Annotated in this window: 15 protein-coding genes; 10 read left to right on the top strand and 5 right to left on the bottom strand. The window is 67.2% G+C overall.

Translation table 11 applies throughout. From position 1 onward, the window contains the following. Nucleotides 1-81 precede the first annotated feature (81 nt). The 6 genes from malT (at nt 82) to HELO_RS14760 (ending at nt 8,909) form a co-directional block, all read left to right on the top strand. Complete coding sequence (gene malT, locus HELO_RS14735; protein ID WP_013333442.1) at nt 82-2,844, top strand: HTH-type transcriptional regulator MalT; 2,763 nt, start codon at nt 82-84, stop codon at nt 2,842-2,844. A gap of 105 nt (nt 2,845-2,949) precedes the next feature. Beyond that, nucleotides 2,950-4,605 (top strand): alpha-amylase family glycosyl hydrolase, encoded by a 1,656-nt coding sequence (locus HELO_RS14740; RefSeq protein ID WP_013333443.1) that lies wholly within the window; start codon nt 2,950-2,952, stop codon nt 4,603-4,605. Nucleotides 4,606-4,746: 141 nt separating this feature from the next. Further along, entirely contained in the window at nt 4,747-5,802 is a 1,056-nt protein-coding gene (locus HELO_RS14745) for a LacI family DNA-binding transcriptional regulator (RefSeq protein WP_223287577.1), read from the top strand. Between the two features lie 88 nt (nt 5,803-5,890). Continuing rightward, nucleotides 5,891-7,321, top strand: a complete 1,431-nt coding sequence (locus HELO_RS14750; protein ID WP_013333445.1) for an ATP-binding protein — start codon at nt 5,891-5,893, stop codon at nt 7,319-7,321. Beyond that, the gene (locus tag HELO_RS14755; RefSeq protein ID WP_013333446.1) at nt 7,318-8,022 is read left to right on the top strand and encodes a response regulator; all 705 of its coding nucleotides are present in this window, start codon (nt 7,318-7,320) and stop codon (nt 8,020-8,022) included. Before HELO_RS14750 ends, HELO_RS14755 begins: the two co-directional genes overlap by 4 nt. A 59-nt stretch (nt 8,023-8,081) precedes the next feature. Further along, a complete protein-coding gene (locus HELO_RS14760) occupies nt 8,082-8,909 on the top strand; it encodes an AraC family transcriptional regulator (protein ID WP_013333447.1) in 828 nt (275 codons plus the stop codon). 167 nt (nt 8,910-9,076) lie between these two features. Here HELO_RS14760 and HELO_RS14765 read toward each other — a convergent pair whose 3' ends face one another. Beyond that, nucleotides 9,077-9,676, bottom strand: coding sequence for a LysE family translocator (locus tag HELO_RS14765; RefSeq protein WP_041602176.1), 600 nt, complete (start codon nt 9,674-9,676; stop codon nt 9,077-9,079). Between the two features lie 171 nt (nt 9,677-9,847). Between HELO_RS14765 and HELO_RS14770 the strand changes: the two genes are divergently transcribed. The 3 genes from HELO_RS14770 (at nt 9,848) to HELO_RS14780 (ending at nt 13,282) form a co-directional block, all read left to right on the top strand. Further along, nucleotides 9,848-10,498 (top strand): hypothetical protein, encoded by a 651-nt coding sequence (locus HELO_RS14770; protein WP_013333449.1) that lies wholly within the window; start codon nt 9,848-9,850, stop codon nt 10,496-10,498. 195 nt (nt 10,499-10,693) lie between these two features. Beyond that, a complete protein-coding gene (gene betT, locus HELO_RS14775) occupies nt 10,694-12,742 on the top strand; it encodes a choline BCCT transporter BetT (protein ID WP_013333450.1) in 2,049 nt (682 codons plus the stop codon). 165 nt (nt 12,743-12,907) lie between these two features. Next, nucleotides 12,908-13,282, top strand: a complete 375-nt coding sequence (locus HELO_RS14780; RefSeq protein ID WP_013333451.1) for a DOPA 4,5-dioxygenase family protein — start codon at nt 12,908-12,910, stop codon at nt 13,280-13,282. 134 nt (nt 13,283-13,416) lie between these two features. On the opposite strand, the gene HELO_RS14785 is transcribed toward HELO_RS14780, so the two are convergent. Genes HELO_RS14785 through ptsP form a run of 3 tightly spaced genes read right to left on the bottom strand, consistent with a single transcriptional unit; the run spans nt 13,417 to nt 19,003 of the window. After that, nucleotides 13,417-15,156, bottom strand: coding sequence for a PTS fructose-like transporter subunit IIB (locus tag HELO_RS14785; RefSeq protein WP_013333452.1), 1,740 nt, complete (start codon nt 15,154-15,156; stop codon nt 13,417-13,419). Further along, complete coding sequence (gene pfkB, locus HELO_RS14790) at nt 15,153-16,130, bottom strand: 1-phosphofructokinase (protein ID WP_041602645.1); 978 nt, start codon at nt 16,128-16,130, stop codon at nt 15,153-15,155. The genes HELO_RS14785 and pfkB overlap by 4 nt, the downstream gene beginning before the upstream one ends. Beyond that, on the bottom strand, nt 16,130-19,003 hold the full coding sequence (ptsP, locus tag HELO_RS14795; RefSeq protein ID WP_013333454.1) for a phosphoenolpyruvate--protein phosphotransferase: 2,874 nt from the start codon (nt 19,001-19,003) through the stop codon (nt 16,130-16,132). The genes pfkB and ptsP overlap by 1 nt, the downstream gene beginning before the upstream one ends. Before the next feature lie 179 nt (nt 19,004-19,182). Between ptsP and cra the strand changes: the two genes are divergently transcribed. After that, nucleotides 19,183-20,196 (top strand): catabolite repressor/activator, encoded by a 1,014-nt coding sequence (gene cra / locus HELO_RS14800; protein WP_013333455.1) that lies wholly within the window; start codon nt 19,183-19,185, stop codon nt 20,194-20,196. A gap of 18 nt (nt 20,197-20,214) precedes the next feature. Here the strand turns inward: cra and HELO_RS14805 are convergent, their stop codons facing one another. Further along, nucleotides 20,215-22,392 carry an ATP-binding protein gene (locus tag HELO_RS14805; protein ID WP_013333456.1) on the bottom strand — a complete coding sequence of 726 codons (2,178 nt, stop codon included), beginning with the start codon at nt 22,390-22,392 and terminating at the stop codon, nt 20,215-20,217. Nucleotides 22,393-22,407: the final 15 nt, after the last annotated feature.

Raw genomic sequence — 22,407 nt, forward strand, 5'->3', positions numbered from 1 at the left:
CTTGGTCGCAAATCGCCCCACGAACCGATAATTCGCGCCATACTGGAAGCATCTGTAACGATTAAGATGCCCAGGTGCCGCATGCCGTTGATCCATGACAAGCTGATGGCTCCCGCTCTGCCCCCGACCACTGTGGCCCGCGAGCGGCTCAACGACCATTTCGCGCTCAGCGAGCATACGCGCTTGATGGTGGTCCAGGCCCCCTCCGGCTACGGCAAGAGCACCCTGATGGCCGAACGGCTGCCGGCCCTGGAGCAACCCGCCGCCTGGCTGCGCCTGGAGGCCCAGGACGACGATCCGCTGCGCTTCGCGCGCTACTTCGCTGCCGCGCTGGGGACGCTCTGTCGCCAGCATCTCGGCCTTTCCCTGCTCGAGGACGACGAGACCCAGCCGCTGGCCTCACGCATCGACGGCTGGCTGACGGTACTACCCGACCGGGCGCCCCCCTGTCGCCTGGTCATCGACGAGTTCGAGCACCTGCGATCGCCGGAGTTGCTGGAGGACCTGCGCTACTGGCTGCGCCATCAGCCGCGCTGGTTGACCCTGACCGTTATCTCCCGCTCACGCCCGGATCTCGGGCTCGCCGCCCTGCGCCTGCGCGGTGAACTCGAGGAAGTCGGCCCGGCGCAACTGGCCTTCACCCTCGATGACAGCCGCACGCTGAGCGATCAGCAACTGAGCTTCCCGCCCACCCGGGTCAGCCTGGAGCGTGCCCTGCGGCTCACCGGCGGCTGGGCCATGGCCATCAACTGGCTGTTCGAGCGCACCACCACCACCGCCAGTTTCGATGCCCTGCTGGAACGCCTGGACGGTGCCCATCCCGATTTCGTGGCCTGGTTCGACGACCTGATGCACGAGGCCCTGGAGGAATCGGACCGCGTGCTGGTGCACCAGCTCGGCGTGCTCGAGCGCTTCTCCCCTCACCTGGTCGCCCGGCTGCTCGAAGGTGAGCAGGCTGGACGCCGTCTCGAGGCGCTGGAGCAGGCCGGAATCTTCATCGAACGCGACGATCCCCACTCGACCTGGTGCCGCTTCCATCCCTTGTTCGCCCAGTACCTGCGCTACTGTCGCGGCGAGCTCAGCCTGGAGGCCCAACGCGATCTGCACCGCCGCGCCAGCCATGCCTGGCTGGCCATGGGCGATCCGGCCCTGGCGGTGACGCAGATGACCGCGGCGCACGACCCCGAGACACTGGCCGCCCTGGTCGAAGCCGAGGGACCGGGGCTGCTCGATCGCGGACAGTGCGCTCCTCTGGCCCGCGCCCTGGACGCCCTGGGCGACGCTCGCCTGTCGGCGTCTCCCCGCCTGACGCTGTTGTGGGGCTGGGTCACCCACGCCCAGTACCAGTTCTCGCACACCGAGCGCGTCATCGGCTGGATCGAGGCGCGACACGACCAGGACGAATGGCAGGAACTGACCGCCGAGTTCGCCACCCTGCGCGCCCAGCTCGCCATCAACCGTGGCGAGGCCCAGCACGCCGCACCGCTGGCCGAACGCGCCCTGAACCTCCCCGCCACCTACCTGCCCGGCACCCCCTTGGCCGCCGCCGCCATTCTCTGCGAATCGCGTTTCGTGCAGGGATACCTGGAGGAGTCGCTGCGTCGCGTTCGCGATGTCGCGGCCGAGGCTCGACGACGCGGCGACGATCAGCGCCTGCTCTGGGCCCACTGCCATGAATCGGAAACCCTGGTCGCCATGGGCCGGCTGCAGGCCGCCCACGACATCCAGCAGCGTGCCGTGGCGCATATCGAGCACCATCGGCTGCAGCACCTGCCCATCGTCGAATTCGTGCATCGCATCCGCAGCCAGCTGCTGTGGGAGTGGCACCGGCTCGACGAGGCCGAACAGGCCGCGCTCGACGGTATCGCCGTACTCGACAGCCAGGGCGAACACTGGACCCTGCAGTGCCATGTCAGCCTGGCCAAGACAGCCCTGGCGAAAGGCGACCATACCCAGTGCGGCGACCATATCCGCCGTATCCGCAAGGTCCTGGCCGAAGGCGACTACCATATCGACTGGCGGGCCAATGCCCACGCCACCCTGCTCGCCTGGTGGGCGGGCCAGCGCGACCTGGAGGCCATCGAACGCTGGCGTCAGGAAGCCCCGGCGGCGAATCCGGCCGGCGCCACCAACCACTTCACCCAGTGCAATGCGCGCAATCACGCACGAGCCCTCATGCACCTGGGACGCTTCGAGCCGGCACGCGAGCTGCTCGAGGCCCTGGAAACGCAGACGCAACGCCTGGGGCTGGTGACCGACGCCAATCGCAATCGGCTTTGCCTGGCCCGGCTCGAGTGGCTGGACGGCAATCGACAGGCCGCCCTTTCGCACCTCGCTCAGGCACTCGAACTGGCCTCGCGCACCGCCCTGGTCGGCAGCTTCCTGCGCCTCGAGGATGACCTGGCACCCATGCTCGATCGCCTGCTGGAAAATGACGGCCTGAACGACCTGACGCGCCAGCGTGCCGAACGCCTGCTCGATCTGGTGCGGCGGCGTCGCGACTACGGACGCGCGGTCCGTCTGATGTTCGACGATGACGTGATCGATGGCCTGGTCGCGCGCCCCGATGTGCCCGAACTGATCCGCACATCGCCGCTGACGCGTCGCGAGTGGCAGATTCTCGGCCTCATCCACGCCGGACTCTCCAACGAGCGGATCGCCGAACGCCTGAGCGTGGCCCCCACGACCATCAAGACCCACATTCGCAGCCTGTATCAGAAGCAGAACATTCGTCACCGCGACGAAGCCATCGCCCTGGCGGGCCAGTTGCTCGAACGCATCCAGGGCGAGGCACCGGCTCCCGCCGTCGCCTCCACCCCGCCTCCTCCCCCGAGCTACGCCTGACGGGGAGGAGGTCGAGCGCGTTCCGGACCGTCACCATGCCTCTTGCCAGGCGGAGCCCGTCGTACCCGAACCGGGCTTCGCGTCATCGAACAGGAGGACTCGGGCATGACCCGGACGACGCGAATCGACAAGCATGGACCGGAGTGGTGGCGTGGCGCGGTGATCTACCAGGTCTACCCACGCAGCTTTCAGGACACCGGCGACAATGGCGTGGGAGACCTGCGCGGCGTGACCGAGCGGATGGACTACATCGCCTCGCTGCACGTCGACGCCATCTGGCTATCGCCCTTCTTCACCTCGCCGATGAAGGACTTCGGCTACGACATCAGCGACTATCGGGACGTCGACCCGCTGTTCGGCACCCTCGAGGACTTCGACCGCCTGGTGGAGGCCGCCCATGCCAGAGGGCTCAAGGTCATCATCGATCAGGTGCTGTCGCACACTTCCGACCAGCATCCCTGGTTCGTCGAGAGCCGTCAGGATCACGACAATCCACGCGCCGACTGGTATGTCTGGGCCGATCCGCGCCCCGACGGCACGCCGCCCACCAACTGGCAATCGATCTTCGGCGGTGCGGCCTGGCAATGGGATACCCGGCGCCGCCAGTACTACCTGCACAATTTCCTGGCCGAGCAGCCCGATCTCAACTTTCGCCATCCCGAGGTCGTCGAGGCCGTCCTCGGCGAAGTGCGTTTCTGGCTGGATCGAGGCGTGGACGGCTTCCGTCTCGACGCCATCAATTTCTGCACCCACGGGGAGCTGCGCGACAACCCGCCACGGGAGGCGCTCGAGGAAGGCTTCATGGGCGTCCGCCCGGACAACCCCTATGCCTTCCAGCACCACCTGCACGACAAGACCCAGCCCGAGAACCTGGCCTTTCTCGAGCGCCTGCGCGCCCTGCTGGACGAATACCCCGGCACCACCTCGGTGGGCGAGGTCGGCGACGACGATTCGCTGACGGTGATGGCCGACTACACCCGGGGCGGCAAGCGGCTGCACATGTGCTATTCCTTCGACCTGCTGGGCGAACGACACGACCCCGACTACCTGCATCACACCCTGGCCACCATGGAAGCCCGTCTCGACGACGGCTGGCCCTGCTGGGCACTCGGCAACCATGACGTGACACGGCTGGCCACGCGCTGGAATGCCGAGCAAGACGCGGCGGCCCTGCGCCTCTACATGGCCTTCCTGCTCACCCAGCGCGGCAGTATCTGCCTGTATCAGGGCGAGGAGTTGGGATTGGGCGAAGTGACGCTGGACTTCGACTCCCTGGTCGACCCCGCCGGCATCGCCTTCTGGCCCGCCTACAAGGGACGCGACGGCTGCCGTACCCCGCATCCCTGGCGACACGACGCCGCTCATGGCGGCTTCTCGACGACCGCCCCCTGGCTGCCGGTCGCCACCGAGCACCTGGCCCTGGCCGTGGACCGCCAGGAAGACGATCCGGCTTCACTGCTCAACGCCTATCGCGCCTTCCTCGCCTTCCGCCGTCACCATCCCGCCCTGATCGAGGGCGAGGTCGTTCATCACCCGGTACGCGACGGCGTCATGCGCCTGGAGCGTCGGCACGACGACGAACGTCTCCTGGTGGCCCTCAACTTCACCGACGAGCCCCGCACCCTGCCCGCCCCGACGACCACCACGCCGCTGGACGACGCGCCGTCATGCGTCAACGGCCGGTGGGAAGCCGGCAGCGTGACGCTGCCGGCGCGCGGCATCGCCATCACTTCGGCCGCCGATGGCTGGCCGGATAGCTGACATCGCTCGCCCCACGCGCTCGGCACCGAACATGGACGAGCCCCGAAGGGCGGATCGGTGGATCCGGCATGGCCGGGACTGGGCCAGTCCCGGCCATGCCGGTATGCTGGGCACCCAACGCATTCGGCATGGAACTCCGCTGTGACACCTCCCTCCCGGCATATCACACTCAAGGACCTGGCCCGCGAACTCGGCGTCTCGACCGCCAGCGTTTCCAACGCCTTCAATCGGCCGGACCAGCTCTCGCCGCGCCTGCGCGAGCGCATCCTCAGCGAGGCCCAGCGCCTGGGCTATCAAGGACCGGATGCCCGCGCCCGCACCCTGCGCACCGGCCGTTCGCGGATCATCGCGGTAGTCCTCGCCGAGACCCTGACCTACAGCCTGAACGACGCGGTATCCAGCGAGCTGCTGACCGGGATCGCCGAAGTGCTCGACGATCATGGCCATACCCTGCTGCTGCTGTCGGGCCGGCAACCCGGTTCGCGGCAGACCTCCGGCACGGCCAGCATGGCCGACGGTTTCATCGTCTATGGCCTGATGCCGAGCGCGATGCTGCTCAACGAACTGCCCTCCCAGCGCCCCCTGGTCGCCGTGGATTTCAACATCGATGGCCAGCCGATGGTGCACATCGACAACGAGCCCGCCAGTCACGACATCGCCTGCCATGCCCTGGCGACACCGCCACGTCGCATCGGCGTGCTCACCCTGCGACTCACCGAGACGCCCTGCAACGGGCGGGTGACCGAGGAACAACCCTGGCTGACCGCCGAACGCACCATTACCCGCGCCCGTCTCGATGGCTTCCATCGCGCCTTCGCGGAACACGGCATCGACCCGGCGTCGGTGCCGGTGTGGAATATCGAGGAGAACACCCATGACGTCTGCGCTCCGGTGATCGCCTCCATTCTCGACCTGCCCGACGACGAACGCCCGGATCTGCTGCTGTGCATGTCCGACCGCATTGCCCTCACCGCCCTGACCCTGGCCGAGCAGCGCGGCCTGCGCGTGCCCGAAGATCTTCGCCTGACCGGTTTCGACGGTATCGCCGAAGGCCAGTACCGGGCGCCGCGCCTGACCACCATACGCCAGGACAGTGTCGAGAAGGGCCGCGTCGCGGCCCGCATGATCCTGGGGCTGGAAGCGCCCCGAGCCCAATTGCTGCGCACCGAACTGATCGTCGGCGACAGTTGCCCCTGATCGACCGGTGACTTTCACCGGGATTGCACGATGCGCACCGCCCATGGCGGTATCCTGAGGCGACGTCCCTGCTCGAGGAAGCCCCCGTATGCGCCCGCCCCGCCCTTCCTTCTCGCGACTCGGCATCAAGCTGTTCGTGATCATCCTGGTGGTCAATGTGGCCATCGCCGGGCTGGTGTTCATCGCCGTGTCGCGCAGCCTCGATCAGGGCTTCATCGAATACCTCGACCGCACCCAGACACGGCGTGCCGAGACACTGGCCGAAGGCCTCGCCGATGAATGGTCGAGGCGTGGCGACTGGCAATGGCTGCGTCAATCGCCGCGCGCCTGGCACCACCTGGTGCGCCGCCAATTGTGGCCCGGCGATGCCCCGCCACCGGAAGGCATCGAGCGTCGTCTCGGCGACCCCCGGGACTTCGTGCTCCACGACGCGCGTGGCCTGCCGGTGATCGGACTGCCTCCGGACAACGGCCCGGACGCCGCCGAGCTGCGCTGGCTGCCGATCCTCCACGACGGCGAGAAGGTCGGCACCCTGGGCTATCGGCCGCCCCAGCAGCTCATGGCGCGCATGGATCGCATCTTCCTTTCCCAGCAACGCCGCAACCTGGCGATCATCGTCGCCGCCCTGGGCCTGGCGTCGCTGTTGCTCGCCGGCGGGCTGTCGTGGTGGCTGGGCCGTCGGACCGGCAGCATGACGCTGGCCACGCGACGCCTCACCGAGGGCGACTACAGCACCCGGCTGACCGAACGCGGCGGCGACGAACTGTCGCGCCTGGCCCACGACTTCAATGTCCTGGCCGCCACCCTGGAGGCCAGTCGCGAGGCCCGCAGCCGCTGGGTCTCGGACATCGCCCACGAACTGCGTACCCCGCTTGCCGTGCTGCGCGGCGAGATCGAAGCCATGCAGGACGGCGTGCGCCCCCTGAACCTGGACAGCCTCGGCTCGCTGGGCCAGGAAGTCGGCCAGCTCGAGCGCCTGGTCGCCGACCTGCGCCTGCTGTCCCAGAGCGATGCCGGCGCCCTCGAGGTACAGCTGGCACCTCTCGACCTGGCCGACAGCCTTGCCTCGCGCCTCGACGAGGCCGAGACCTGGCTGGCCAACGGCGGCTTCACGCTCGAGACCGACATCGACGGCCCGGCCTGGATTCGCGGCGACACCCAGCGCCTGCGCCAGCTCTGGACCAACCTGCTGGACAATACCTGCGCCTATACCAGTTCACCCGGCCATCTAAGGGTCACGCTGGCTCGCCAGGGCGAATCCTGGTGCCTGCGCTGGGAGGACAGCCCACCCGGGGTGTCACAAGCCGAGCTGCCACGCCTCACCGAACGCCTTTACCGGGTCGAGGGATCGCGCAGCCGCGCCAGCGGCGGCAGCGGCCTGGGCCTGTCCATCGCCAAGGCCCTCGCCCGGGCCCATGGCGCCGACATGACGCCCAGCGTTTCGGCGCTGGGCGGGTTATGCTGGACGCTGACCTTTCCGGCCATTACCGACCACCAGCTCAGAGGGAATGACACATGAGCCGCATCACCACCGACAGCGTCCTGATCGTCGAGGATGAACCCAAGATCGCTCGCCTGGTGGCCGATTACCTGGAGGGTGGCGGTTACGAGACTCACCACATCGACCACGGCGATGCGGTACTGCCCTGGTTCGAGTCCCTGGAGGCTCCGCCCGAGCTGGTCCTGCTGGACCTGATGCTGCCGGGCACCGATGGCCTGACCCTGTGCCGCGAGATCCGCCAGCGCTGGCCGCGGGTGGCGATCATCATGCTCACCGCCCGGGTCGAGGAAGTCGATCGCCTGCTGGGGCTGGAACTCGGCGCCGACGACTACATCTGCAAGCCCTTCAGTCCCCGCGAAGTGGTGGCCCGCGCTCGCGCCGTGCTGCGCCGCAGCCGGGCGGCCGAGGCCGACCAGCACACCGGCGTCGACGACCTGGTCCTCGACGACGATGGCTGGTGCGCCCTGGCCGATGGCCACGACCTGGCCCTGACCGCGGTGGAATTCCAGCTATTGCGGGTGATGATGCAGTCGCCCGGGCGCATCTTCTCCCGCGAGCAGTTGATGGATCACATGTACCGCGACCACCGCATCGTCTCCGAACGTACTGTGGACAGCCACGTCAAGAAACTGCGCAAGAAGATCGCCGACATCTGGCCGGATCGCGAGATCATCCGCTCGGTCTATGGCGTGGGCTACAAGTATCAGCCCGAAGAGTGACGAATGGCGCCGGTCCTTCCCGGGGGCTAGTCTGAAGATTCCAGACGAGGGAAAGCGATATGGAACGCCATCGGGACGTCATGCGCTTCTGGCGTGACACCACGCTGCCATTTCTCGAGGCACGCCGGGTCACCGACGGGCGTCGCGTCTGCTATGCCAAGCACAGCCACGAGACCTTTTCGATCGGCGCCATCACCGGCGGCCACAGCACCTACTGGAATCAGGGCCACACGGAAACCGTCACCCCGGGCAGCGTCGTGGTCATGAATCCCGAGGAAGTGCATGCCTGCAACCCCATCGACGACTGCCCCTGGTCGTATGACATGCTCTATCTCGACTGCGACTGGCTCGCCGGCCTGCAGCAAGAGCTCGGCGCCCCCGAGCACCTCGGCTTCCAGACCTTCGCCGCCCGTTCGAGCCGTCACCCCGCGTTGTACCGGCGAGTCACCGGTCTCTGCGATACCCTGTTCGCCCCTGATGCCACACGCCTGGCCCGCGAAACCCGGGCCATCGAGCTGGTCGTCGAGATGCAACGCCGACTCGCTCCCCGGCTGCAGCCCCTCGAGGCGCATCCTCTCGGCCTGCAACGCGCGGCGGAGTACATCGATGCCCACTGCACCGAGGCCATCGGCCTGGACGACATCTGCCATGCCGCCGGCCTGTCGCGTTCCTACCTGGTACGCCGCTTCAAGGCCCACTACGGCATAACGCCGCACGCCTTCCTCATCAACCGCCGCATTCAGCTTGGTTGCGCCAGGCTGCGTGCCGGCCAGCCCATCGCCGACGTCGCGGCCGACTGCGGCTTCGCCGACCAGGCGCACTTCCAGCGCACCTTCAAGCGCCTGCGGGCCACCACACCAGGCCATTACCTCGGCGGTACTGTCTGATTTCCTCAGGCTCTGTCTGCATGTCCCAGGCTTGGTCTGAAAGGGCAGCGAGCGAAGGTCAGACAAGGCAAAAATCAGCAAAAAAGCGGAGTTTACGAGTGTAAATGAGCATTTTGAGCTGATTTTTAACGCTGCATGGCCGAGCGCAGCCAGCTTTCAGACAAAGCCTACAGACGAGCTACCACCAAATACCCCGCACTAACCACCAACAACAACGCCAGGGCGCGATTGACCAGTCGCACCTGAGCCGCATCGCGCAGCCAATGCCGCAGGAAAGCGCCGGCCACGGCCCAACAGGCGATCGACAGATAACAGATCACCAGATAGAGCAGCGCGAAACGTAGGATCAGCCCGACCTCGCCATTGGCGGCATAGGCCCCCATTCCCGCCAATGAGGCCAACCAGGCCTTGGGATTGACCCACTGCATGATGGCGCCCTGCCACATGGAGGGGCCCCGGGTGTCACCACCCTCTCCCAGCCGACCATCGTCGACACCGAGCTTGATCGCCATGTAGACGAGGAAGGCCACCCCGGCCCAGCGAACGCCCTCGATGATCGATGGCCAGCTTGCCAACAGCTCATGCAGGCCGAGTCCGATCAACAGCAGCAGCAGGGTGAATCCCAGCGAAGCGCCGGCAACATGCCGCATGCTGGCACGCAGGCCATGCCGGGTGCCGGACGACAGGGCCACGATGTTCACCGGCCCCGGCGATATCGATGCGGCCAGGGCGAAGGCCGACATGGAAAGCAACAAGCTGAATGTCATCACGAGTCTCCTGTTGACTGGATCCTTCCTGGCAACACTAGGCGTGAAACGACGGGCAGTATTGAACGTCATTGCCCTCCGCCTCCTTGGTGTTTGCACGCTGGGTACACCGACCTTGCACGCCGGGCGCCAATACTGACCGTGTCACTTCAGGACACAAGGAGTCTGTTCATGACGACATCGATTTCCCGCAAGCTGCTGATGCCCGCCCTGCTGGCCGCCTTCGTCGCGCCGCTTTCGCTCGCCGCCAGCGCCTCCCCCGATCACCCGCCCCGGCCGGGCGAGCATCGCGAAGACCTCCGCCAGGAAGCATTCGAGCGAGCCGGCATCGACCAGCAGACCCGCGACGAACTCAAGGATGCCCGCGAGGACTATCGCAACGCGATGAAGGATCTGCGTGACGAACATCGCCAGCAGGTCGATGAGATCCTCGGGGAAGACGGCAAGGCTGCCCTCGAGAAGGCCCGGCAGCAGATGCATGAAGAATATCGCGCCGAACAGCAGCAGGCACGCGAAGCGCGCATCGAGGCCCTGTTCGACGAGTGGGAACTGTCCGAATCGACCCGCGAGGCCCTGGCCAAGCAGCGCGATGACTTCCGCTCTGAAGCCGAGGCACTGAAAGCGCAGGAGTTCGAAAATCCCGAAGAACGCCGCCAGGCCTGGAAAGATCTGATGCAATCCCAGCATGACGCCCTCTCCGAGCATCTGAGCGAGCAACAGATCAAGGAACTCGGCGATGCCCTGCGCCCCGAAGGCCATGGCCCCGGCAAACCCCATGATCATGGGCACGGCCCCAAGCATCCCGAGCCCATGGACGGCTGATCCCGGCCTTCCGACACTTCCCGATACCTCTCCAGACGCCCGGCCCCGTGCCGGGCGTCTTGCGTCGTGCCCCGCTCTCTCGGCTACAGCTCCCGCCATCCGGTCGATTCCGCCATTCGACTTGCAGTCAACGAAGGATGTGCGTATTTTATTTGAACATTCATTCAAAAAAGAGAGCGGAAGAGGAAATGTCGAATGTCGGATAACCATGCCATCCCCGAGAGACGCGACCGAATCAACCGCACAGTCTTCCACGGCAGTGTGGTTGGTATCCTGGTCTTCCTGGTCCTGACCATGACGTTCACCGAGGAGGCCGGCGCCTTTTTCGACGCCGGCCTGGCCTGGGTGAACGATACCTTCGGCTGGTATTACATGCTGGCCGCTGTCGTCTATCTGGTCTTCGTGATCGTCATCGGCTGCTCGCGCGTCGGCAGCATCCGCCTGGGTCCCGACCACTCACGGCCTGAATTCTCGCTGATCTCCTGGGCCTCGATGCTGTTTGCCGCCGGCATCGGTATCGATCTGCTGTTCTTCTGTATCGCCGAGCCCCTGTCGCACTATCTGACACCCCCTGACCTGGCGCCGGAGAGCAACGCGGCAATGCGTGCCGCCGTGCCGCAGACCTTCCTGCACTGGGGCCTGGCCGGCTGGGGCATGTATGTGCTGATGGGCATGGCGCTGGCCTATTTCAGCTATCGGCATCGCCTGCCGCTGGCCATTCGCAGCGCCCTCTTCCCGCTGCTCGGCAAGCGTATCCACGGTCCCATCGGCAATGCCGTGGACATCACCGCCGTGATCTCCACGGTGTTCGGCATCGCCACCAGCCTCGGCATCGGCGTGATGCAGCTCAACTACGGGCTGACCTTCATGTTCGGCGTGCCCGAGAGCCTGGCCACCCAGGTGGTCCTGATCGTGCTGGTGGTGATACTGGCGACCATTTCCGTGGTCACCGGCGTGGAGAAGGGCATTCGTCGCCTTTCCGAGTTCAACATGGGCCTGGCGACGCTGCTGCTGCTGTTCGTGCTCTTCCAGGGCGACACCCTGCACCTGCTCGATGCCCTGGTGCTCAACGCCGGCGATTACCTGAGCGGCGTGGTCGGCAAGAGCTTCGATACCTATGCCTTCGCCGGTGCGGATGCCCAGCAGTGGAAAGGCTGGTGGACCATCTTCTTCTGGGGCTGGTGGATCGCCTGGACGCCCTTCGTCGGCCTCTTCCTGGCGCGCATCTCGCGCGGCCGTACCATTCGCGAATTCGTCATCGGCGCCCTGCTGATTCCGCTCGGCTTCATGATGGCCTGGATGTCGATCTTCGGTAACAGCGGCATCGAGATGGTCGCCAATCAGGGCGTGGTCGAACTCGGCAAGGAAGCGCTCAATTCGCCGCAGACCACCATCTATACGTTCCTCGAGCAGTATCCGTACATCGGCGTCACCGCCTCGGTGGTCACCCTGCTCGGCGTCGTGTTCTTCATCACCTCCGCCGACTCCGGCGCCCTGGTGCTGGCGAACTTCACCTCGATCCTGTCCGACGTGAACCACGACGCCCCGATCCGCCTGCGCATCTTCTGGTCGGTGGCGATCGGCCTGGTCACCGTGGCCCTGCTGATGGCCGGCGGCCTGTCGGCCCTGCAGAGCGCCGTGGTCATTACCGCTCTGCCCTTCTCGCTGGTGATCTTCGCCATCATGGCCGGCATGACCCGTGCCCTGAAGCTGGAAAACACCAAGGCCGATGCACGCCAGCACGTCAGCGGTGCCGCACCGGGCGGTGACTGGCGCGAGCGCCTGGACCGTGCCCTGGACACCTCCAACCGTGCCGGTGCCGCCGCCACCATCGAGCACGCCATCCGTCCGGCTCTGCGCCAGTTCGCCGAGGAACTCGAAAGCCGCGGCCAGACGGCGACGGTGACCGAGGAGACGGTCGAAGGTGAACCCTTGCCTTACCTGACGCTGCAAGTGGGCTTCGACGACGCCGCCAGCTTCGTCTATCAGGTTCGCGCGCACCGGCTGCGCACGCCGAGCTTCCTGCCGGTGGATGACGACTACTATGTGCGCCTCGATGTCTATCTGACCGAAGGCGGCGCGGACAAGGACCTCAACGGCTACACCCGCGGCCAGGTGATCGGCGACGTGCTCGCCGAGTACGAACGCCACCTGCACTTCCTGGCGCTGGCCGGGGAAGGCGGCAACGTACAGGCCATGCCGGGTTCGGTGGGCGAGCCACCCGAGGAAATCGCGCCGGCCTGACGGCGATCACTCACCCAGCCATGAAAACGGCGGCCCTCGGGCCGCCGTTTTCTTTCATGGACGAAGAGCAATGCTGCACCGTCTTGCCTGTTCTGGACCGCGATCCGGATGAAGGATATCCCCGGCTCGGGTAGCCTGGGCAAAAACCCCACGAGGAACGACCGGATGACCGACACCTCTCCTGCCCGGGACATCAACCCGGCTTGTATCCGCTACTATCATGCCCATCTCTACTACGAAGACGCGGCGGGACTGGCAGCCGCCCGGCAACTGGCCGAGGCTGCCGCCGCCCGTTTCGAGCTCCGGGTGGGCCGTTTCCACGAGAAGCCGGTAGGCCCCCACCCGAAATGGAGCTGCCAGTTGTCCTTCGCCCCCGAGCACTTCGGCAAGATCGTGCCCTGGCTGGCCCTCAACCGTGGCGAGCTGGACATCTTCGTGCACCTCGGCACCGACGACGACCTCTTCGACCATACCCAGGGCGTGATCTGGCTGGGCCACAGCCATCCGCTCGACCTGAGCGGCTTCACTGCGGACACCTGACCGAAGGGGGCCCCGGCCGGGGCCCTCGAGTCCTCAGAAGAAGCCAGGGGATTGGTGGCGCAGCAGATCAGCAGATTCTTGGTCTGCTGATAGTGCTCCAGCGCTATCTTGTGGGTCTCGCGACCGACACCGCCTCAACCTTCCGTTGCCACCGACATCGCCTTGTCGCCACGCTTGAGCATGGCATAGCCCAGCCCGGTGACCAGTGAACCGGCGACGATGGCCAGCAGGTAAGGCAGCACCGGCGTGATGGCGTTGGGAATAAGCAGCACGAAGATGCCGCCATGGGGAGCCATCAGCTTGGCTCCGAACAGCATCGTCAGCGCGCCGGTCAGGGCGCCCCCGACCATGCTGACGGGGATCACCCGCAGCGGATCCTTGGCGGCGAAGGGAATGGCCCCCTCGCTGATGAAGCACAGGCCGAGCACGAAGGACGCCTTGCCCGCCTCGCGCTCCGGCTCGGAAAACTTGCCGCCGGCGACGAAGCTGGCGATGCCCATGCCGATGGCCGGCACCATGCCGGCGGCCATGATCGCCGCCATCGGCGCATAGCTCTCCGAGGCCAGCAGCCCCACGCCGAAGGTATAGGCGGCCTTGTTGACCGGCCCGCCCAGGTCGAAGCACATCATGGCGCCGAGCAGGGTGCCCAGCAGCACGGCGTTGGCCGAGCCCATGTTCTCGAGAAAGGCCGTCAGGGCGGCGAGAATGCTGGCCACCGGCTCGCCCACCACGTAGATCATCACCAGGCCGGTGACCAGGCTGGCCAGCAGCGGGATGATCAGGATCGGCTTGAGCGACTCGACGCTGGCCGGCAGCTTGATGTAGCGGGTCACCGCCTTGGCCGTGTAGCCGGCCAGAAAGCCCGCCAGGATGCCACCGATGAAGCCGGCGCCGATGCTGGACGCCAGCATGCCGCCGATCATCCCCGGCGCGATGCCGGGGCGGTCGGCGATGGAATAGGCGATATAACCGGCCAGTACCGGAATCATCAACGCGAATGCCGTGTCACCGCCGATCTGCATCAGGGCAGCAGGCAAAGTGCCCTCTTCCTTGAAGGCCTCGATGCCGAACACGAACGAGAGCGCGATCAGCAGGCCGCCGGCGACCACCATCGGCAGCATGAAGGAAACGCCGGTCAGCAGGTGCTTGTAGACGCCCTTCTCCTTGATGCTCTTCTTGGCTTCGCCGCCGCCGGACGTTCCCTCGCTTTCCACCTCGGCCTCCGCCAGGGCCGCCTCGATGGTCGGTCGCGGCTTCTTGAGGGCATTGCCGGTGGAAGTACGATAAGTGCGCTTGCCGGCGAAGCGAGTCGGGTCCACTTCGATGTCGCAGGCCAGGATCACCACATCGGCGGCGGCGATCTCTTCTTCGGTGAGCGCGTCCTGGGCACCCACCGAACCCTGGGTTTCCACGCGGATCGCGTGGCCCAGCGAGCGTCCCGCCTCGGCCAGCGCCTCGGCGGCCATGAAGGTATGCGCCACGCCCGTCGGGCAGGCGGTCACGGCGACGATGCGCTGTCCTTCGGCCCCGCTCGCCGACGTTTCTGCCGTCGCCTCCTCGGGCTCGAAGGGACGAGCCTCGCGCTCGGCGCGCGCCAGGAAGGCCTCGGGATCGGGCAGCGCCTGGTCGATCGGCGCCTGGAAGACGCGCTTGCCGGCGAAGCGCGCGGCCTCGGGAATGCGCTCGGCCGCCACCACGACCAGTTCGGCGGCCTCCAGGGTTGCGTCGTCGACCGGCGTGACGGGCGTCGCCTCGCCATGCGCCTCGACCGTGACATGCCAGTCCAGGCGCTCGGCGGCGCTCTGCAGGCGACGCGCGGCGAGATAGGTGGTGGCCATGCCGCTCGGGCAGGCGGTGATCAGGATCACATTCATGCAAGCGCTCCCCCTGCGTCGTCGCCTTCATCCAGGCGGCTCACGCGAGTCTGTCGTTGGAGTTCGGAAAAATCGGCGGCGTCCGGGCGTCCCACGCCGACATGCCTTACGGCCTCGGCGGACAGGGCCGTGGCCAGTCGCAGCGCGTCGTCGGGCGATGCCTCCTCGAGCACGCCATGCAGCAGCGCCGCAACCAGGGTGTCGCCGGCCCCCACGGTGTTGACGGCCGTCACCCTCGGCGGCACGGCTTGCCAGTCACCATGTCGTCCGAGCCACAGCACCCCTTCGGCACCGGCGGAGACCACCGCCTCCTCGACTCCGGCATCGCGCAACCGGCGTGCCGCCGCGTGACGTGCCGCGCCGTCCAGCGCCGACTGGCCGGCCCAGGCGGCGAGTTCATGTTCATTGGGCTTGACCGCCGTGGCTCCCGCCACGATGGCGGCATCGAGCGCCGGGCCGCTGGTATCCACCCATGCCGGCAGCCCCGACTCGCGCACCCGGGACACGAGCTCGCCAAGCTTGTCGGGGGTCACGCCGGGCGGCAGGCTGCCGGCGATCACCACCGCCCGGGGGCGACCGGTCGATGCCGTGAGACGCCCCTCCAGCTCGCCGACCAGCCGCTGCCAGGCCTCGGCGTCGATGACCACGCCCGGGCCGTTGATGTCGGTCACGCGGCCATCGTCCTCGGCCAGCTTGACGTTGGTGCGGGTCTCGCCGGGAACGCGCAGGCAGGCATCCTCGACACCCAGGGTCTCGAAGGCGCGACGAAAGACGCCGTCGTTGTCGCTGCCGAGAAAGCCCGACAGCGTCACCCGGTGTCCCAGCGCCACCAGCACCCTGGCGACGTTGACGCCCTTGCCGGCGGCTTCCAGGTGCGTCTCGCGAGTGCGATTGACGCGGCCGGGCGTCAGGCGCTCGAGGCCGACCGACAGGTCGAGCGCCGGATTGAGGCTGAGCACGAGCACCGGCGCCATCATGTTTCCTCCAGGGCGTCGCGCACCTCGTCGGCCGTGGCCCGGGTCAGCGCGCGTCGCGCCTGATCGCGGGCATCCGCCAGGTCGAACTCGCGCAGCCGCGCCTTGACCATCGGTACCTGGCGGGCGCTCACCGAGAGCTCGTCGACGCCGAGCCCCACCAGCACCGGCACCGCCGCGGCATCCGAGGCCAGCTCACCGCACACCCCGACCCACTTGCCCTGGGCATGGGCCGCCTCGACGGTCATCTCGATCAGCTTGAGCACCGAGGGATGCAGGCCGTCGGCCTGGGCGGAAAGCTCGGGATGCCCGCGATCGATGGCCAGGGCGTACTGGGTGAGGTCATTGGTGCCCACCGAGAAGAAATCCGCCTCCACGGCCAGGCTCGACGCCAGCAGGGCGCTGGAGGGCACCTCGATCATCACGCCCAGTTGAACGTCGGTGGATCGCTCGTGCTCCGGCACCTCGGCGAGCAGGCGGTCGAGCATCGCCCGGGCGGTGCGCAGCTCGGCGACATCCTTGACCATGGGCAGCATGATGCGCAGCGGCCTGCCGATGGCCGCCCTCAGCAGCGCCTCGAGCTGCGTTTCCAGCACCCCGGGACGCGTCAGCGCCAGGCGAATGCCGCGCAGCCCGAGGAAGGGGTTGTCTTCCTGGGGAACCGGCCAGTACGGCAAGGGCTTGTCGCCCCCCACGTCCAGGGTCCGCGCCACCAGGGGACGGCCGTCCAGGGCATCGAGCGCCTCGCGATACTCCGCCATCTGGGTATCGAGATCCGGTGCCTCGGCATGGGCCATGAACAAGAACTCGGTGCGCAGCAGGCCGACTCCTTCGGCGCCCCGTGAGACCGCATCGGCGGCGTGCGCGGTATTGCCCAGGTTGGCCGCCACCTCGACGCGATGCCCGTCCCGCGTGCGGGCCGGTTCGAAGCGCGCCTCCCAGGCCTCGCGCTCACGACGCTGACGATCCGCCAACCGGCGCTCGGCACGCTGGCGTCGCTCCTCCCCCGGAGCCGGCACGACCTGGCCTCGTTCGCCATCGAGGATCAGCGGAGTCCCGTTCTCCAGCGACAGGATGCGCTCGCCGACACCGACCACGGCGGGAATCCCCAACGCCCGGGCGAGAATCGCGCTGTGCGCCGTGGCGCCGCCCCTGGCGGTCAACAGGCCACGCACCCGCTCGGTATCGAGGCGGGCCACATCCGAGGGGCCGACATCGTCCATCACCAGGATGTAGGGATGCGTCGGCGGCTCGGGCAAGGTCACATCGCAAAGCCGCCCCAGCACCCGTCGTCCCACATCGCGCAGGTCGGCGGCACGCTCGGCGAGCAGCCGGTCGGCAAGCATCTCCTGGGCACGGGCGGCGGTATCGATGGCCTCCCACCAGGCAGCCTCGGCAGAACGCCCTTCCTGAATGCCTTCGCGGGCGGCCTGCAGCAACTCCGGATCGTCGAGCATTTCCTCGTGCATGGAGAGAATCTCGGCGACCTCCCCGCCCCGCGCGCTGCGTGCCAGCGCCGCCAGTTGCTCACCGCCTTCGCGGACCGCCGCTTCGAGTCGCTGCGTCTCGGCGGCGGGATCCTCGGCAAGCTCGGGATAATCGAAGCGCGGCATGCGCATCACGAATACCGGCGCAATGGCCAGGCCCGGCGAAGCGGCCACCGCCTGATAAGCGGTGTCTTCCGGCAAGGGCTGAGGCGCGTCTTCCTCGTCGGTCGTCACCGCCGCCTGCACGGACTCGCGGCTGTCGTCGAAGGGCTCCACCGCTTCGCCGAGTCCATCGGCGACGGCCTTGTCGATGGCCGCCAGCGCCTGTTCGGCATCCTCGCCCTCGGCAGAAAACACCAGCCACTGGCCACGCCGCGCGCCGAGTCCGATGACCTTGGTCAAACTGGTCGCCGAAACCGGCTCGGCGCCGCCTTCCGCCAGACGCACCCGGATCGGCACGGCCTGTTCCCGGGCCACCTGGACGAGTTGCTTGGCCGGGCGCGCATGCAAGCCATGGGCGTTGAGCACCCGCACGCGTTGCGTGTGCGCCGCCGCCGCTTCTCCCACCAGTCGTGCCAGCACCGTTTCGGCATCGCCGCGTCGCAGGGTTTCGAGCTCACCGCCTTCCAGCAGGTTGGCGATCCGCTCCAGCAGCCCCAGGTGTGCGTCCTCCCGCGCCGCCAGGCAGAACACGCCATTCACGCCCTCGCCCTGTACCTCGAGAGCCGTGGCAGGCGTGGCCAGCGAGAGCGCCGGAACCGAGACATCGCGCCGGGCCATGGCCAGCCAGGCGCCCTGACCCAGCCGCCGGGGCATCGACCCCGCGATCTCGGCAATGAAGCCATCCTCGACACAGCCGGCCTGTCGCAGCCGGGCCGCGCCGGCCAGCGCCAGCTCGCGAATGTCGCGCGCGGGCACTCCCAGACACAGGGTATCGGCGTCGAGCCGCGCCTCGACGGGGACGCGGGACAACAGCGCCACGACCTCCCCGGCATCATCGGCATTGGCCAGACGCTCGGCGACATCGTCGCGATCCAGCACGTGCGTCAACTGACGCAAAATATCCAGGTGTTCGTCGTTCTGGGCGGCGATGGTCACCAGCACGTGCACCCGCTGGCCATCGTGCCACTCGATGCCCCCGGGGAACTGCAGCACCCGCACGCCGGTGCGCAGCACATGGGTGCGGCTCTCGGGCGTGCCATGGGGAATCGCGATGCCATTGCCCAGATAAGTGGAAGATTGCGTCTCCCGGGAAAGCAGCCCTTCCCGGTACGCCGGCTCGGTCAGTTCCGCGCCGACGAGAGACTCGGCGGCGAGGTCCAGGGCCGAACGCCAGTCCTCGGCCCGGCAGCCGAGCAGAATGTCGCTCTCGCATAGCGTCAGCATGGGTGTCTCCTGTGCGATGGTGACGCGAGCGGGGTCGCCCTGATGCTGAATCGTGTCACCTTGATGATTTCAATGCTGGATCGATTCATACTGTATGGCAAGCTTGAACATCTACGACTTTGGCAGAAATTGGGCACGACCTCGCCACCGTCACCGATCGCCACGCACCGGAAGGACCCATGACGCTCGCAGAAATCGCACGTCTGGCCGGGGTCTCGCGCACCACCGCCAGCTATGTCATCAACGGCAAGGCCCGGGAGCGCCGTATCAGCCAGGATACCGTCGACCGGGTCATGGCCGTGGTGGGACGCTACCATTATCGGGTCGACGCCCAGGCCGCCGCCCTGCGTCGCGGCTCCAGCCGGCTGCTCGGACTGATCGTCCCCGACCTGGAGAACGCCAGTTATGCGCGCCTGGCCAAGCTGCTCGAGCAGGAAGCCCGCCAGCGCGGCTATCACCTGCTGATCGCCGGCTCGGATGACGAAATGGCACGCGAGCGCGAGCTGGCCCTGGCCCTGAGGGCCCAGGGTTGCGATGCGCTGATCACCGCCAGTTGCCTGCCGATGGAAGCCCCCTTCTACCGGGACCTGATGGAGAGCGGATTACCGGTGGTGGCAATGGACCGGGGCCTGGACCCGACACATTTCGCCAGCGTGGTGAGCAATGACCGGCAAGCCGCCGAGCGACTCACCCGTGTGGCGCTCGATGCCCCGGTCCAGCGCGTCGCCTGGTTCGACGCCGTGCCGGCCCTGTCGATCAGCCGCGAGCGTCGCGCCGGCTTTCAGGACGCCCTGGCCCGGCACGACATGGAGGCCAGCCTGCACAGCGCGGAACGCTATGACCGCGCCGCCGGCGCTGGGCTGATGCGGTCGCTGCTCGACGAGCACGGCCTGCCCGACGTTCTGATCACCGCCTCCTATGCCCTGCTCGACGGGGTCTTCGATGTCCTGCTGGAAGACGGCGGCCTGCCCGACGGCCTGCGTCTGGCGACCTTCGGCGACAACCGGCTGCTCGATTTCCTGCCCCTGGCGGTGGACTCGGCGGTCCAGGACCACGCCCGCATCGCGGCCACCACCCTGGCCTGCGCCGAGGCGGCGGCCAATGGCGACTATCGCCCCGGCCACCAGGTCATCGGCCGAACACTGCACCGGCGCTCGGCGCCCCTGAACCCGCGGCAGGGAGCGCGCGCCTGACACAGCCGCTCCGGCGCGTTAGCGGAGCGACGCGCCCAGCTCGTCGAGCGCCTGCAGGGTATCTGCGAGCACATCCTTCAGTCGCTGCACATCGGCCGGAGCTCCATCGAGTTCCCCATCCTCGCCGGCCTGCTCCAGGCGCAGGGCCGTATCGGCGACCTTCACCGCGCCCAGGCTGGCGGACTCGCCCTTGAGCTGATGGGCCTGATGGCGGACCTCCCCGGCATCGCCGTGCGCCACGGCGTCGTTCAGCGCCGCCAGATGCTCACGGGCCTGCCCGCGATAGCGCTCTACCAGCGCCGCCAGCTCGTCGCTACTGAGACTCGCCTTCAGGGCCTCGATGACCTCGCCATCCAGCAGCGTCTCCGGCCCCACCACCGCCGTCCGTGTCACCGCTTCGTCCGCTCCCCGCTGCAGATGACGTCGCAATATCGCCTGCAGGACGTCCTGGAACAACGGCTTGACCAGATAGCCATTCATGCCCGCGGCCAGGCAACGGGCCTGATCGCCACCGGGACCGCCGGCGGTCATGGCCACGATCGGCACCTCGGCCATCCAGTCGCCGCGCTCGCGGAGCCGGCGCGTCACCTCCAGGCCATCCATGTCGGGCATCTGGACATCCATGAAGATCAGATCGAAACACTCCGTTTCGACACGTTCCAACGCTTCACGACCGGAACAGGCCACACTGACCCGGCATCCCAGCTTGGTCAGCATGGCGCTGGCAACCTGCTGGTTGACGGGATTGTCTTCCACCACCAGCAGCCTGGCGCCGCTCAGGGCCTTGTCGTCCTCGTGATGCGTGTCGACCTCCAGGGCGGCCGTCTCCTCGGCGCCCGCCACCAGGGGCAGCCGAACCCAGCAACGACTGCCGAGATGCGGTTGACTCTCCATGCCGATGCGGCCTCTCAGGGCCTCCACCAGGCGCTTGCAGATGGCCAGCCCCAGCCCCGTGCCGCCGAAGCGCCGGGCGGTGGATGGGTCGCCCTGTCGGAAGGGTTCGAACAATTGCGCCTGGCGCTGCTCGTCGATGCCGCAACCGGTATCGACGACATCTATCCCCAGCTCGCCATCATCGGCGACGAATGCCGACACGCGCACCTCACCGCGCTCGGTGAACTTGATGGCGTTCGACAGCAGGTTCAACAGGATCTGCCGCAAACGCCCCGGATCGCTGACGATATGGGTCGGCAGGGCCGGGTCGATCCATGCCACCAGATGAATACCCTTGGCTTCGGCATGGGGGGCGAAGAGCGACAGCGCGCCATTCACCAGCTCGGAGAGCGACAGTGAGCGGGTTTCCAGGTCGAGCCTTCCGGCCTCGATCTTGGAGAAATCCAGAATGTCGTTGATCAGTTCCAGCAGGCGTTGCGCACTGTCGTGGATAGTGTCGGCGTAATGCCGGGCGCCGTCCGGCAAGTGGTGCTCCGACAGCAATTCGCTCATGCCGATCACGCCGTTGAGCGGCGTGCGAATCTCGTGGCTGACGGTTGCGAGAAACTCCGACTTGGCCTGGCTGGCCGACTCGGCCCGGTGCGCCGTGACCTCCAGTTCGTCGCTGAGCGCCTCCAGGGCGCGACGGGCGGCGGCGTTGTCACGGGACTCGCGAATCAGGAAGGTCACCACCATCATCGCTGCCACGCTCATCGCCAGAATCAACACCAGCAACAGCCCGTACAGCCACTTCAATCGGCTACGCTCACGGGTCGAGGCCTCGGCCAGATGACCGTTGATGGTCACGACCATGCGTTCGGTGGACTCGCTCAGGGCAGCCAGCTCGCGGCTCATCCTGTCCAGAGTCTCAGCGTCCAGGGTGTCGGCCTCGCTCAGGATGGCATCGAGCGTCTCGAGATGGCTCTCGATCTTGCCCGAAAGGCGCTCGGCCAGCGGGATCGATGCGATGAGCCCGGAGATATCACCACCCTTCAGCAGGGTGAGTCGGCTGTAGAGCAATTCGAAACGCAGCCGGGCATCCTCGAGCGCGGCCTCATCGGGTTCATGCAAGGCCAGGTAGTTGCGTAGCTGCACGACGTCGCGATCCAGCTTGTAGGCATGCCAGGTGGTATCGTCGCCCACGCGCCAGATCAGGCTGTCCTGTCGCCAGGCCACCAGCCCGACCACCAGCAAGGCGGCGGCGAACAACACCAGGGCGGAAATGGCGCCGAGCTTGAGGCGCAGGGGGTATTGCTGAAACACCGGCTCCTCCAGACA

Origin of the sequence: Halomonas elongata DSM 2581, from assembly GCF_000196875.2 — a bacterium.
Taxonomy (GTDB): Bacteria; Pseudomonadota; Gammaproteobacteria; order Pseudomonadales; family Halomonadaceae; genus Halomonas; species Halomonas elongata.